The organism is Nocardiopsis camelliae (assembly GCF_028993595.1).
In the GTDB taxonomy this organism is placed as follows: domain Bacteria; phylum Actinomycetota; class Actinomycetes; order Streptosporangiales; family Streptosporangiaceae; genus Nocardiopsis; species Nocardiopsis dassonvillei.
Window position 1 is genome coordinate 6,063,368 of sequence record NZ_CP118614.1, and the last position, 13,888, is coordinate 6,077,255.

A 13,888-nucleotide genomic window follows, 5' to 3' on the forward strand; every position below is an offset into this window, starting at 1 on the left:
TTATAACTCATGGATATTGAACTCGAAGCTAATCAGAAGAAGGCACTTAGAAGGGCTGTCCGCAACGGAGATTATCATCTGCTGCTGGGCGCCGGCGCAAGTCGTGATGCTGTTTCTGCAAGCGGCTCCACACTGCCAACAGGGCCCGAATTGGCGACACTAATGGCCAGCAAATTTGATGTGCCGATCGAGGAAGGCGATTTGCTATGGCGAATCTACGCTCGTGCAGTCGAAGATGCAGGAGAGGAAGAGGTCTATGATTGGCTTAGAAGTATCTTCTGGGAGGTCACGCCTCCAACCTGGATGGATGTTTATGCCAGGACTCCATGGTCGACGGTTTGGACCCTCAATATTGATGACGTGTTCGAGCGTGCGTATGCGCGCGTGCAATCCGATGAGTCGCGCTCACTAATTACAGTCAACTGGGACGACGAGTTCCGCCAGAGCCGACACCTTTCCGTGGTTCATTTGCATGGATGTGTCGACCGTGACACGATGAGGCGCCGCCTGGTTTTCTCCTTGAGTGAATACTCGGGCAGTTCGATGTCCAGTGCAGCATGGCCGTTAAATTTTCGCGATACTTATGGAATTCTTCCTTTTGTCATCATCGGTGCAAGACTGCGTGACGAGCCAGACATCGAAGCAGTGATCGCCAATCGGACGCCGTCCCATGAAGCGCCAAGCTTTTACGTCAGTCCGAATATATCGCAAGCCGTTGAGAGAGACCTCCGCAAGTGGAATCTCATTCCGGTTCGCATGACTGCTGAAGAGTTTTCCGATGCCTGGCCAGAGCTTACCAGCATGAACCTGAGAGAAGCTCCGAGTAGTTACGAAGAGGTGACATTTCGGGTTGGACGTCAGTTTAGGGAATTAAAGCTTGACGCACCCAATAACCCTCCTCGGGATCACGATTTCATTGGGGGTGACGAACCTCAATGGGCCGACATCAAGAATGGGTTGAATGCAGAACTCGATTGGATTAGGAAAGCCTCGGATGACTGTAAACAGATCGGCCAAAGCATCAGAAAAAACACGGCCATGGTATATGTGGGGAAGCGCTTGACTGGCCGCACAACTGGGCTTTTCGCCATTGGTAAGGCACTGAGATCTCTCTCGTGGCGCACCTACCTTTACGTTGGAGATGAGCGGCCAGATATCGATGCCATTCTTCAATTTGCGGCCAGTGGAAAGTCAATTGCACTTCTTTTTGACTCCGTCGCTGAAATTGCCGACGACGTCGCATCTTTGCTGAGTCTGGCGCGGAGCGCGGATCTCCAGGTTATCTGTATTGCTGTAGACCAGGCGGATCGCACCGCGAATGTGCTCGGACGAATCGATGAAGTTTATCTGTCCCGCAATCGCGTAACTACCATTAATAACCGCCTTACGAGAACCGATGCCGCACGGCTAGTGGACAAGCTTAAATCAATTGGGCGGCTAGGGATCCTTGAGTCCGAAAAGAAGGATTCCCGCCGCCTGGCGCATTTTCGCGGGCGCGAGCTTTTCGATTCGATGGCCGAGCTCGAGAACGCTCCAGCATTTGGCCGGCGGGTGAGTGAACTAGTTGACGCTATCACTGATCCGGACCACGTTACCGTACTTTTGCTTGCTGCCCTCGCGTCGCGGTTCGATCGCAGGTTCCACGCTTCAGACGCATCTCGAATGGTGGGTATGGAGAGCGACTTTCTGGTTCGGCTAATCCGCGATAGTCATCCACTTTCTTGGGTACTGAAGACAGATGGTATTTGGATTAATCCGAGACAGCGTTGGATGGCGCTCGAAGCCTGCGTTGCGCGGCTTGGTAGTCGAGAGGCGCTTGTAACCATAGGAAGAGCAATGCAGCGTGTCGCTCCGCGTCTAGGCAGGACTAGCCATCGGGAGCGGAATGCAACAGCGCTGCTCGTGGGTTCTTTCATGTCATACAAGAACATTTCGAGTGTATTTCCGAATGAAGATCTCGATCAGTGGTACGAAACGCTGTCTCCCACATTTGGCGATTGGAGCGCACGCTATTGGGAGCAGCGGGCGATCCTGAACCGAAATATAGGCAGATCGAAACCAGATGTGCTGGCGAAGGCGGAATCGTTCGTGCTGCGTGCAGTAAGCATTGTTCGAGACTCCTACAGCCTAACAACACTCGGAACAGTTCTCCTAACCAAAGCTGCTTACGGTTCTGCGGGAGATGTGGAGCAGTATTATGACCGTGCGATCGACGCTTTTGAAGGTGCTGGTGAGGAAAACCCAAATAATTTGGTTACCTGGGACGCATTCCTGCGTTATGCTCTCCGAGTTCTCGCTCCGGATGGAACTTCTCTCAGGCCCCTAGACGACGATTTGTTGGAGCGACTTCAGGACGACTGGCTCAGAATTCACGCGCAAATCGTGGTCGCGGCCGGCGCCAGTGAAGAAGTGAAGACAGAGTTGGCAAACCTGAAGCGCCGCTTCCAAAGAATCACGGGGCGCTAAACGGCATGACCTCTCGCGCGAAGGTTTTTTACGAGGATAATCATCCTAGAGAAAGGATAAAATCAAATCGCATATTATAGGATACAGGAATTTTAGATATTCAGGGAGATGGTACTTCTATAGTATGAAAGATGAGATGCGCAATGAGGATAATTCGGAACCCTTTTATGCTGCATAAACGAAACTGATGAGCCATTGCCCTCGAAGGATCGGTGCTGAATGAATACCCAACAGCTGATCATTACGATCGTCTTGATCGGCGCTGGCGTTTTGCTGCAGATTTGGTCCTCGGATCCGGACCGCGCTGGTCGGCAGTATGCCCTGCAGTTGCCATCAATATTTCTCTATTCCCTCGGTGGAGCTCTCCTTTTGTTCTCCTTATTCCCAGAGTCCTTGTCCGAGGGGCGTGCACTTGGTTTTACACTTGGGGGTGCGACAGGTTTCGTTGCTTTTTTCATGATGGCTTCTTTCGGTTGGCTTTCCCGGACCAACCAACGTGATGAAATACTGGCCTCGCTGAGTACAGCACGCAAGGAGCTTGCTGCCGCCAAACGGCAATTGACTGCAAAGCAGGCAATGGATCGCTCTCCTAGCCCCTTGCAGCAGTGCGCCCGATTTCTAGCGCAGATTCGCGGCGATACCAAGCATCACATTGGTTTTGTTACGGGAAATCTGGCAAATGTCAAGGACATTGACGTATGGGTGAACACAGAGAATACCCGCATGGAGATGTCGCGTATCACCGAGCCAACGATCTCGGGTACCGTTCGGTATCTCGGTGGGCGGCGAGATGCAGCAGGAAATCTGATAGAGGACTTAATTGCTGCCGAACTCACTGAGCGGATGGCTGGTATGTCAGGCATCATGGCAGGTCAAGTGGTGACGACCGTATCAGGTGAGTTGCTTGAGAGCCACGGAGTCAGGCGCATTGTACATGTGGCCGCCGTCGAGGGAGAGCCTGGTAGTGGCTACCGCCAAGTCCGCGATGTGGGTCGCTGCGTGCGAAACGTGCTTGCGGAGTTGGATCGCCTCAACAGAGAAGGCGAGGATCTTCAATCCGTAGTGCTTCCGCTCTTCGGTACGGGAGCTAGCAACGGTGACCTCCGGGGGACGGTAGAGACAATGGTGAGTGCGATCGTCGATTACCTTCGTTCGCACCCCTCCTCGCATGTTTCTAAGGTCTTTCTGCTGGCTTATACCGATGCCCACGAGGCGCTGTGCCGTCTTGTGCTTGACCTTGAACCGCAATTGGAAAGCAAGCATCTGTAAATAAGAGTTGGTGGTGTCAATTCGTTGAAGCGACACCCTCGTCTTGGTCCTGGCCCTCGAGCAGGAGCTGCTGCATCTTCTCCTGCGGGGTGTAGAACCCCAGACAAGCCCGCGGCCGGTTGTTGAGCTCCTCAGCGATCGCTGTCAGGTACGGCTGGTGCTGAACGATCTCGGTGCCCTTGGGCAGGTACTCCCGGATCAGCCGGTTGGTGTTCTCGTTCGTGGGCCGCCGCCAGGTGCTGTGCGCATCAGCGAAGAACACCGGCAGGTCGGTGGCCACCGTCAAAGCAGCGTGACGGCCCATCTCCGTCCCCTGATCCCACGTCAGCGACTTGCGCACCAACGCGTCCAGCCCGCTGACGTGCTCGATGAGCACATCCGCGACATATTCGGCCTTCCTGCCCCCGGGCAGAGCCAGGATCACAGCGAACCGGGTCTGACGGTCCACCAGCGTGACGGCGGCCGTCTTACCGTCCTTGCCGAGTACGAGATCGCCTTCCCAGTGTCCGGGGACCCGGCGCCCCAGAGCTTCCTCGGGGCGCTCACGGATCGAGCGCATACCCACGATCCGCCCGCCCGACAGGCCGTTCTTCCTTCGTGGGCGGCGAGCGGTGCGCTGGGAGGGCAGCATGACGCCCAAGCGGGCCAGCTCGCCCTTGGGCAGGGCGTAGATCCAGGTGTATAGCGCTTCGTGGCTGATGCGGGCGCCGCCGGTGGGGATCGAGCCTTCCATGGGCTCCACGCTGGCATCGTCGGCTTCCAGCTTCAACCGGCCCGCTACCTGGCGCGGTGTGCGTCCCCGTCCCAGGTCGGCCAGGACCCGCTGGCGGATCACGGGGTCGGTGTCCATCACGCGTTGTTGGGGGCGGGCCCGACGGTCGCGGGCACGTTGGTGGGCGGTGGTGGCCCGGTAGCCGCGTTTGGAGGTGTTACGGGCCAGCTCGCGGCTGATGACCGACTGGTCCCGGCCGATCAGGCGGGCGATGGCGCGTACACCTTCCCCGCGTGTGTGGGCGAGCGCGATCTCCTCGCGTTCAGCAAGGGTGAGCATCCGTCGTGTTCCCATGAGCAACCCCTGTGACCTGCGGTGTTGCTACGACGATATGACACCACCCTCAGTAGCGCGCTCGGCTACGAGCAGCAGGCTACTAGCCTGAAGCTCGCTCTATGGTCGAACGGTGCCCACACTCTTGGGGAACGCCCATTTCAGGCCGGGCGAACGGCAGCCATGAAGCGAACCGAGTAGTACGGCCCCTCCACCGGCTCCACCTGGATGGTCGTGCCCGTACGAGGAGCGTTGACCATCTGGCCGTCGCCGACGTACATGGTCACGTGTGAGGGGGCGGGCCCGCTCCCGGTGTCGTAGAAGAGCAGGTCTCCCGGGACAAGAGCGTCCAGCGAAACCCGGGTGCCGATGTTGACCTGGTCGGTGGTCACCCGCGGGATCGCCACCCCCGCGGCTCTCCAGGCCATCATGGTCAGCCCCGAGCAGTCGAAGCCGTCGGGCCCCACACCGCCCCACACATACGACTTGCCGACCTGCCCGAGCGCCCATTCCGCGGCCGCCCTCCCCCGTTCGCTCCCCTCCCCCGGGACCGTGTGCCCGTCGGCGGAGGCGGCGGCTGCCGCGGCGATCTCCTCGTACTCGGCGATGTGCTCCATGACGCTCTCGACGTAGTCGTCCCAGGCGTTGTAGCGGAACAGCGCCGCGCGGAGCTGCTCCGGGTCGGTGAAGTCGACCGTGTCCTGGGCGTGGCTGGTGCACAGCTCCACGGCGGTGGCCAGGGCGGCGTCGTAGACGTTGTGCGGGTCCGCCCGGCCATCGTCATTGCCGTCGACGCCGAACTCCGCCCACCAGGCGGGCAGGAGCTGGGTGACGCCGACGGCCGCGTCGAACTCGGTGTCGCCGTCCCAGCGGCCGCCGTCGGTGTCGGGGTGCGGGGTCCAGTTGTTGCCCTCCCCGGTTCCGTCCAGGCGGTGGCCGATGACGGGCGGGTCGGTGTCGCCGTTCTCGTCGATGTCGTGCCCGGCCGCGTGGTGGGACTCCTCGTGGCCGATCCCCGCGAGGATCGGCCAGCTCATGCCCGTGCAGCCCGGGTGCAGGTGGGCGAGGCGCTCGGCGGCCCTGCGGTAGGCGTCCAGGAGGATGTCGGAGACCCCCGGTACCCGGAGCGTCCGGGCGTCGGCCTCGCGTTCGCGTTCCTCTCCGCCGATGGCCACGGCCCCGATCAGGGGCACCAGCAGGAGCAGGCCGACGGCCGCTCCGAGGGCCGCTTTGAGCATCGCGCCACCGCCGCCGGTTCAGGCGAGCGCGACGAGCGGGCGGACCGCGCAGGTCGCGTCGCCCGCTCGGCGCCAGACGGGGCGGGTGGGGCCGAAGCGGTCGAGCTGTTCCAGGGTGGTGACGTGGACCGGCACCTCCTCCCCGCCCGCGCCGAGGGCGTGGCACAGAGAGGTGAGGCGCCCGGAGGAGGTGGCCACGAACAGGACCGGGGAGCGCAGGCCGGTCTCCTCGGCCAGGTCGCGGTAGCGGCTGATCTTCGCCGCGACGCGCAGGAGCGGTTCGCTGCCGGTGTCGAACTCCACGAAGGCGTCCAGGGTGGTGCCGTCCTGGCGCCAGCGCAGGTAGCCGTCGGGGCGCACGTGGTGCCCCCAGATCCCGCGGCACCGGGCCTCGGACCACCAGCGCTGGAGGGCCGCCCCCCGGGTGAGGCGCGCGCCGACCGCGAAGCACACGTAGGTCTGGGCCAGGCCGGTCACGTGGCCGAGCTGGCGGGAGATCACCAGGTTGCGGTGGAACTCGGGTCGGTAGCCGATGCCGTCCACGGTGGTGTGCCAGCGGTCGGCGAGCAGGCGGGCACCCTCCCTGCCGAGGGTCCAGTGGTAGGGGACGCGGGCGTGGGTGTGCGGCGGCAGGAAGCGGTCGGTGAACCCGTCCGCGGCCAGCTTGAGCAGGCGGCGCTGCACGGCGCGGGCGCTGGTGCCGCGGAAGAACAGCGCGCCGACGTGCGGGGTGGTCAGGACGCGGTGGGCGTGCAGGGCCTGGAGGATGTGGACGTCACGGTCGGTCAGGTCGGTGGTGCCCATCAGCGTGTTTCCCCTCGCTGTCGCGGATCGGTTCCCTCGGTGCGGGTCGGAGTGGGGCTAAAGCGGCGGGCGGCCCGGCGGACCTGACGGGCGCGGCCCCGGACCGGGTCGGGCAGCGCCAGCGTGCGCATGGTGGCGGCGGGCAGTTCGGCGGCGCCGTGGAGGGTGCGCACCACGGCCTGGTAGGGGCCCAGGTGGGACAGGTCGTAGGCGTTCAGGTGCGGAAGCGTGTGGCGTTCGAGCTTGGCGGCGTCGTCCGGGGCGGCGTTGAAGAACACCTTCGTGCGGCAGTTCGCCGCGACGGCGGCGCGGGTCTGGGCGGGCAGCTGTCCCAGTTCCTGGTGGGCGATGACCAGCCCGGCGCGGTAGCCGCGGGCCTCGGCGAGCATGTCGGCCAGTGAGCCCGGCAGGCGCAGGAAGTTCGCGGCCTCGTCGAGGTAGACGGTGGTGTCCGGGCGCTCGCGTTCGGGGACGTCGGCGCGGGCGGTGACGGCGTTCCAGGCGGCGGCCAGGGCGATGGTGCCGACGAGGGAGGCGGTGTCCTCGCCCAGGCGCCCCTTGGACAGGCGCATGAGGACCAGGCCGCCGTGGTTGAGCAGGGCGGGCAGGTCCAGGGTGGAGGCGCCCGAGGCCAGGACGGCCGCCGCCCAGGGGCGCAGCAGGATCGTGCGCAGCTTGTTCAGGACCGGGTCGGTGGCGGCGGCGCGCATCTGCGGGCTCTGGCGTTCGTACCAGCGCCAGAACTCGCCGAGCGCTCCCGTGGCCCTGGCGGAGAGCAGCAGCCGGGCGCGCCAGGCGTCGTCGCCCAGCAGGCGCGGGATGTGTCCGAGGGTCAGGCCGGGGTCCTGGGCGCGGGCGAGGGTGAGCGTGCCGGCGCGCAGGATGTCCTCGGTGCGCGGGCCCCAGGAGTCGGCGTAGACCCGGCGGAAGATGCCGGTGACGGTGTCGGCGGCGTGCTCGGGGGTGCCGAGTTGGAGGATGTTGAGCCGGGGCGGCGGCGCGGGGTCGGCCGGGTCGAACACGACCGTGCGCCCGACGGCGCGTCTGGGCAGGCGGTCCAGGACGTCCAGAACCAGGTCGCCGCGCGGTTCGATGACCAGGGCGCTGCGTCCGGCCTCGGCGTCCTGGCAGATCATGCTGGCCAGCAGGGTGGACTTTCCCGATCCGGTCTTGCCCATGACGTGGGTGTGCTGGCGGGCCTCCTCGATCCCGTGGGCGACGGGTCGGCGCGGTCCGGCGTCGGCCTCGCCGAGAACGCGGACGCGGCCCGCGCGGGGCAGGTCGGGACCGGGCGCGACGCGGCGGGCGCTGGCGCGGGTGAGGCCGGGGACGGCTGCGTCGGTGGGCAGGTGGGCGATCGCGGCGAGTTCGTCGGTGGTGAGCAGGTAGCCGCGGGCGAGGTGGCGGCGGCCCGCCCACAGGCCGGGGAAGGGCATCCACCGGCGGCTGAGCGCGTTGAGCCCGGACGTGTAGGCGGCCAGGGTGGCGGCGATGGCGCGGGTGCGGGCGCGCAGGCGTCGGCGGGCCTGCTCTCCGGCGTGCTCGGTGGTGGTCAGGCAGCTGATCTGGCAGGCCAGGCGGGGTGCGGCGGACTTGTTGAGGATGGCGCGGACGTCGTCGGTGACTCCCGGGTAGGCGGGTGTGCGCACGGCCGCCCCGGACAGGGGCGAGGCGTGCAGGCCGCGCAGGCGGGCGGCGGCGGAGCGGGCGCGGGCGGCCCTGGTCGCGGTGGCGGGGCGGGCGCACACGCGCAGGACCGCGTGCTGGCCGGGCGCGAGGTCGGCGAGCTCCCCGAAGAGGCCGCGCAACGGGTCGTCGGCGAACTTGGCGCGCAGCGGGTGGTGGTCGCCGCGCGCCATGGCGATCCAGTGGCCGAAGACGTGTTCTCCGCGCGGAACGGAGGCCGTGGCGGGCCGCAGGCTGGTGGTGGCGCCGGGCCAGGCGGCGGCCACGGCCCGCTCCAGCGCGCGGGCGTTGACGGTGCCCGGAATCCAGAGCTGGACGCGCACCCCCGCCGCGGAGGCGACGTACTCCCAGGCCAGGTGCGGCGGCAGGAGCCGGTGGGTCCAGCGCGGGCGCAGCAGGCCCAGGGTGTGGGACCAGAACGCGCGGGCGTGGTCGACGGTGGCCTCGGGCGGTGCGTGCACCTCCAGGACCTTCGCGCCGCGCGACAGGTGGGCGGTGCGGGCCAGGCGCCAGGCCAGCACCCAGGCCGCCCACGCGCACAGGGCGGACGCGGCCGTCGCTGCCACGGCGGCCGGGAACGCGGGGTCGACGGTGATCATCCGCGGCCCTCCCTCTCCATACGGGCGAGTTCGGCGGGATCGGTGGTGATCAGCCGGTGTTCCTCGGGTGAGGCCAGGGCGCGGAACACCGCCCGGTGGTGCCCGGAGGTGAGCAGCGCGCTGCCGCGTTCGGCGGTGGCGACGATCTGCCGTTCGCCGTGCGAGAGGTGGAAGGACTCGCACACGGCGTCGAGGTTCTGCGGGGCCTGGTGGAGCAGGATCTGGGTGGCGGCGTTGGCGGCCACCGCGCGTCCGAGGTCGGTGGCGAGCAGGTCGGCCACGTCCTGGGTGACGAGGGTGAGCCCGGCCCAGTGGCGGCGGGCGTTCTTGGCGAGGTTGAACAGGTATTTGGCGCCGACGGGGTCGCGCAGCAGCGACCAGCCCTCGTCGATGGTGATCAGCCTTGGCTGGCGGTGGGCGGAGTCGCGGACCTGGGACCACAGGGCGTCCAGGACCAGCAGGAGGCCGGTGGTGCGCAGTTCGTCGGGCAGGTGGCTCAGCGAGACGACCGTGAGGTGGCCGGTGAGCGCAGCGGTGCTGGGGCCGTCGAACAGCCCCCGGTGGGAGCCGTCGGTGAAGGGCGCCAGCTTGTCGGCCAGCAGGTGCGCGGCCCGGGCTCGGTCGCTCCCGTGGTCGGCGCCGTCTCCGGTGCCGTCTCCGGTGCCGCGCAGGACGGCGACGAGGTCGGCCAGGATCGGCGGCGTGTGGTTCCAGGTGGCGGGGTCGCGCGTGATGCCGCGTTCGGCGTAGGCGGCCAGCACCGCCCGGTCCAGGGCGGCGCTCTCGGCGGCGTCCAGGGCTCCGACCATGACCGAGACCAGGGTGTGCAGGAACAGGACCCTGGTGGTGAAGGCCTCCTCACCGGTCCCGGCCAGGTCGAAGGGGTTGAGGCGTTCGCCCGGCCGCCCCAGCCGCACATGCCGGCCGCCCACCGCGTCGGCCATGGCGGCGTACTCGCCGGTGGGGTCGATGACGCTGGCCCGCACCCCCGCGTACAGGGCGCGCAGCAGTTCGAGCTTGGCGAGGTAGGACTTGCCGCTGCCGCTGCGGGCCAGGATGACCGCGTTGCCGTTGTCCAGGTCGCCGTTGAACCGGCCCCAGGCGACCAGCCCGCCGGAGTGGACATTCTCCCCGTAGACGACCGCGGTCTCCCCCAGCTCGGCGGCCAGGTCGGGCGAGGACAGCGGCATGAGCGCGGCGACCGCGTCGGTGTCCATGGTCCGCGCCGCGCCCACCGGGTCGGTGCCCAGCGGCAGGGTGGCGATCCACCCGGCCAGGGGCCGGTAGGTGGCCGGAGCCAGGTCGACCAGGATCGAACCGGCCAGCGCGGACAGGCGGCCCACCTCGGCGTCCAGCTCTTCCGGGGTGGCGGCGTGCACCGTCAGGTACACCGCGAGCCGGAACAGCCGCGCCTCCCCGCCCGCCACGCGTTCGGCCAGCAGGGCGGCGTCCTGCGCCGCGGCCGCCCGCTGGGGGTCCTCCAGCCCTCCCCGGGCGGCGTCGGTCCGCCAGGCCGACTCCAGGCGGGCCCGGCGTCGGCGCAGGCGGTGCGCGGCGACCTGTCCGGGGACCGGGACGACGTGGACGGCGATGTCGACGTGGCCGGGGTAAGTGAGCAGTGGGTCGGCCCATCCGGCGTGGACGTCGTGCGGGTAACCGGTGACGATCATGGTCTGGGCCAGGCGCCCGTCCAGGTCCAGGCGGCGCGGGTACAGGCGGACGGCGGGTCCGCCCGGGGTCCGTCGATCGTGCATGGTCATCGCTCCTCCTGCGTGGTGGTCAGCGAACGGGTTCCCGAGTCCGGGTTCAGGGAGGAGCGCAGCACGCGCTCGGCGGCGGGGCCGTCGCACAGGCGGGCGCGCACGCCGAGAGCGGCGAGCTGGGAGACGGCGTCCTCCGCCCGCCACAGCAGTGCCTCGCCCACCTCGCGGACGGGGCCGTCGGCGGTCAGGACCAGCAGCACCCGGTGGTGGACGAGCTGGTGGCGGCGCTGGAGGTCGTCGAGGAAGGCCCCGTGCGCCAGGGCCGCGCGCCTGAGCCTGGGATGCGGGAGCGTCCGGGCCCGGTCGCGGGTGCCGCGTACGTGCGCGTCGAGGTCCGTCCGGCGGCGCTGGACGACGAACTGGGCGGGCTCGGCCAGGGAGTCCAGGAAGGCGGCGAAACCGGCCAGGATCTGGTCCTGCTCCTGCCCGGAGGCCAGGTGGAAGGGCACGGTGGAACAGGTCAGGACCACCGCGCACCGCTGCCCCAGGTCGACCGTGCCGTCGTCGTGCACCGCCGCGGCGGGCAGGTTCAGCGGTGCCAGGCGCGGCCCCCGGGCGGTCCTGGGCGCCCACCGGGGCAGGCGGACCCACGGCGTCGCGGGCGCGCGGTGCTTGGCGTGCAGCAGCCAGAGCACGGACAGCGCGGCGAGGCGGTCCAGGCCGATCCCGTCGCGTCGGCCGAGCGCGAGCACCCAGGACAGGGCGAGCACCGCCGCGCTGACACCGACCGAGGCCCACAGCGGTAGGAAGCCCGCCAGCGGCGAGAACAGCACCCAGGTCGTGAGCGCGGCGGGTGTGAGCAGGAACAGTTGGCGGGCGGTGAGGTTCCACAGAACGGGTTCGGGCCGGTCGATGTCGGCCGGGATGCGGGCGTGCCAGACGGAGTCCTCGTGGTCCACGGTCGGTTTCCCCTTCTGCTGTGGTGGTCAGGTGCGCCACGGGTTCCAGCGCCATCGCCAGCGCGGCCCGTCGCGGTGGGCCCCGGCTTCGCGGCCGCGCAGCGGCCACCGCCGGGGTTCGGGGCGTGCGCGCTCGCGCGGGGCGCTGCCGCCTGCCCGGGGCGGTGCCGGACGCGAATGGTGGCGCGGTGTGTCCGCGTGCGGCGCGGTTCGCGGCGGGGCGTGGCCGACGGGACGGATGTGGTCGGTCCACGGCGGGTTCGTCCCGGGGCCGGGCGCGGGTGCGCGGTGCGGATGGTGCGGTGGGTTCGGGCCGCGCGGTCCGGTCCGTGGCGGCGTGCGGTTCCGCGACCGGCCCTGGTCGCTCCCCTCGGTCCACGGCGCCTTCGCTCCCGTTCGCGGCGTCGGCCTTCCGTCCGGGCGGTGACCCGGCGGTCGCGGTCCCGGGGTCCGGGGCCCGGGCCCTGCGGGCGGTGTGCGTCCCGGACCGCCCTGCTCCCCCGCGCCCGAAGGCGCGGACCGCGAGACGGCGGGTCCGTGCCGGGCGGGCGGAGTCGAGGCGTTCGGGGCGCCGAACCTCCAGTTCCGCACGCGGCGCGGCATAGCGGCGGACTGGTGGACGGCCCCGGCCCGGCGGACGGTCCCGGCGTTGTGGGCCGTCCGCAGCAGCGAACCCAGGCGCCCCCTCACCGCCCCGGTCGCCGCCGTGCCCGCGGCCGCGGTACCGCCGGTCGCGAACGCCGCGGTGGTGAGCACGGCCGCCCAGGTCAGGGACTTGGCCGCGGACACCACCGGCGACCTGCCCCGGTGCCCCGACAACACGGCCTTGTAGGTCCAGAACGGGATGCGGATCTGGACGTAGACCAGGACCAGGAGCAGGAACAGGTCGAAGAGGTTCGCGTCCCCGCTCAGGATCTGCGCGGCCCCGAACAGCACCTGGGTGTCCCCCTCGAAGAACACCCGCATCAGCGCCACGAAGGCCAGCGCCTGGGCGATCGGCACCACGCACACGGCCGTCATCGCCCGCCACCACAGTTCGGCGATCCGGTTGGTCTGCGGCAGCGCGTGGAACATCAGCATCAGCGGCGCGCCCACCGTCAGCAAGATCACGATGACGATCCGGACGATCTCGACCAGGGACCACACCACCAGCAGCACCACGAGCACCAGCAGGAGCAGCACGACGAACGCCGTCGCCTCCAGCAGGAAGGGCCCCACCCGCTCGGTCAGGGCCCGCGCCGCCCTCTCCGCGCTGACCCCGTCGGCGGCGAACGCCCGGGCGAACTCCGTCGACCAGTCCGACATCAACCGCACCACGACCAGCGACAGGTTCGAGGCGACGAACCCCACCACCAGGCGGGGCAGGACCTCCCGCGCCCCGTACTGGGCCTGGAGGCTGTGGTGGGCCATGACGACCAGCCCCGCCGCCAGGATCAGCAGCGCGTAGGCCGTGTTGACCGCCGCCGACACGCCCTCCCACACACCGGTCACCCCGGGCGTGGGTTCGGGGGTGTGGAACGCCTTGTCCGCCATCCATCCGAAGAGCGGGTTGACCACGTCCGAGACCAGGCCGTGGAACCACGAGGTGATGTGGCAGGAGACCTCCAGGACCCCGCAGTCGAAGACCTCGGCGGGGTCCTGCTCGGCCCCGTCCGGTTCGGCCGGGGACATCAGACGCCCTGCTCGTACTTCACGACGTAGTCCAGGGCCAGCAGCAGCACCTCGCCCACCAGGGCGACGAGGTAGCCGATGCAGGCCCCGTAGATGCCGCGCTTGGCCTTGTCGATCTCCCCGGGCTCACCGCCCGCCACCATCCAGCGCACCCCGGAGACCGCGATGAAGAGCGTGGCCAGGGAGACGGCGAGCAGCTGCACCAGCCGGGTGATCCTCCTGACCACCTCCACCGCGTGCACCGCGTACAGGTAGGGGTCCTCGCCCTGGGCGGCGTGCAGCCCGGGCAGGACCAGTTCCGTCGGCGAGGCGGACAGCAGGAGCGGACCCGCCCCGGCCAGAACACACCACGACATGCTCATCCCGCACCTTCCGAGAGCGCTCCCCCGCGCATGCGTGCGGGGAGGAAAACGAGTCGATGGGACGCGTGGCGGCCCGCCCGTGACGC

General features: G+C 68.1%; 10 protein-coding genes. 2 read left to right on the forward strand and 8 right to left on the reverse strand.

The window, feature by feature from the left end:
* Positions 1-9 precede the first annotated feature (9 nt).
* Complete coding sequence (locus tag PV789_RS26450) at positions 10-2,466, forward strand: P-loop NTPase (protein ID WP_212642508.1); 2,457 nt, start codon at positions 10-12, stop codon at positions 2,464-2,466.
* Between the two features lie 219 nt (positions 2,467-2,685).
* Positions 2,686-3,735: a macro domain-containing protein gene (locus PV789_RS26455; RefSeq protein ID WP_212642507.1), complete on the forward strand. Its 1,050-nt coding sequence runs from the start codon at positions 2,686-2,688 to the stop codon at positions 3,733-3,735.
* Positions 3,736-3,751: 16 nt separating this feature from the next.
* On the opposite strand, the gene PV789_RS26460 is transcribed toward PV789_RS26455, so the two are convergent.
* The 8 genes from PV789_RS26460 to PV789_RS26495 form a co-directional block, all read right to left on the reverse strand.
* Positions 3,752-4,801, reverse strand: a complete 1,050-nt coding sequence (locus PV789_RS26460; protein WP_274975060.1) for an IS30 family transposase — start codon at positions 4,799-4,801, stop codon at positions 3,752-3,754.
* Between the two features lie 140 nt (positions 4,802-4,941).
* Entirely contained in the window at positions 4,942-6,018 is a 1,077-nt protein-coding gene (locus PV789_RS26465; protein ID WP_274975061.1) for a C40 family peptidase, read from the reverse strand.
* A gap of 18 nt (positions 6,019-6,036) precedes the next feature.
* Positions 6,037-6,822: a replication-relaxation family protein gene (locus PV789_RS26470; protein WP_274975062.1), complete on the reverse strand. Its 786-nt coding sequence runs from the start codon at positions 6,820-6,822 to the stop codon at positions 6,037-6,039.
* Complete coding sequence (locus tag PV789_RS26475; RefSeq protein WP_274975063.1) at positions 6,822-9,107, reverse strand: type IV secretory system conjugative DNA transfer family protein; 2,286 nt, start codon at positions 9,105-9,107, stop codon at positions 6,822-6,824. The genes PV789_RS26470 and PV789_RS26475 overlap by 1 nt, the downstream gene beginning before the upstream one ends.
* A complete protein-coding gene (locus PV789_RS26480; protein ID WP_274975064.1) occupies positions 9,104-10,861 on the reverse strand; it encodes a VirB4 family type IV secretion system protein in 1,758 nt (585 codons plus the stop codon). The genes PV789_RS26475 and PV789_RS26480 overlap by 4 nt, the downstream gene beginning before the upstream one ends.
* 2 nt (positions 10,862-10,863) lie before the next feature.
* The gene (locus tag PV789_RS26485; protein WP_274975065.1) at positions 10,864-11,769 is read right to left on the reverse strand and encodes a PrgI family protein; all 906 of its coding nucleotides are present in this window, start codon (positions 11,767-11,769) and stop codon (positions 10,864-10,866) included.
* A 27-nt stretch (positions 11,770-11,796) separates the two neighbouring features.
* Complete coding sequence (locus PV789_RS26490) at positions 11,797-13,440, reverse strand: TrbL/VirB6 family protein (RefSeq protein WP_274975066.1); 1,644 nt, start codon at positions 13,438-13,440, stop codon at positions 11,797-11,799.
* On the reverse strand, positions 13,440-13,796 hold the full coding sequence (locus PV789_RS26495; protein WP_231391391.1) for a pilin: 357 nt from the start codon (positions 13,794-13,796) through the stop codon (positions 13,440-13,442). The genes PV789_RS26490 and PV789_RS26495 overlap by 1 nt, the downstream gene beginning before the upstream one ends.
* Positions 13,797-13,888: the final 92 nt, after the last annotated feature.

Excerpts from the sequence above, each read along its gene's own strand:
- PV789_RS26450 (WP_212642508.1), top strand. The coding sequence starts at position 10 with ATGGATATTGAACTCGAAGCTAATCAGAAGAAGGCACTTAGAAGGGCT.
- PV789_RS26455 (WP_212642507.1), top strand. The coding sequence starts at position 2,686 with ATGAATACCCAACAGCTGATCATTACGATCGTCTTGATCGGCGCTGGC.
- PV789_RS26460 (WP_274975060.1), bottom strand. The coding sequence starts at position 4,801 with ATGGGAACACGACGGATGCTCACCCTTGCTGAACGCGAGGAGATCGCG.
- PV789_RS26465 (WP_274975061.1), bottom strand. The coding sequence starts at position 6,018 with ATGCTCAAAGCGGCCCTCGGAGCGGCCGTCGGCCTGCTCCTGCTGGTG.
- PV789_RS26470 (WP_274975062.1), bottom strand. The coding sequence starts at position 6,822 with ATGGGCACCACCGACCTGACCGACCGTGACGTCCACATCCTCCAGGCC.
- PV789_RS26475 (WP_274975063.1), bottom strand. The coding sequence starts at position 9,107 with ATGATCACCGTCGACCCCGCGTTCCCGGCCGCCGTGGCAGCGACGGCC.
- PV789_RS26480 (WP_274975064.1), bottom strand. The coding sequence starts at position 10,861 with ATGCACGATCGACGGACCCCGGGCGGACCCGCCGTCCGCCTGTACCCG.
- PV789_RS26490 (WP_274975066.1), bottom strand. The coding sequence starts at position 13,440 with ATGTCCCCGGCCGAACCGGACGGGGCCGAGCAGGACCCCGCCGAGGTC.
- PV789_RS26495 (WP_231391391.1), bottom strand. The coding sequence starts at position 13,796 with ATGTCGTGGTGTGTTCTGGCCGGGGCGGGTCCGCTCCTGCTGTCCGCC.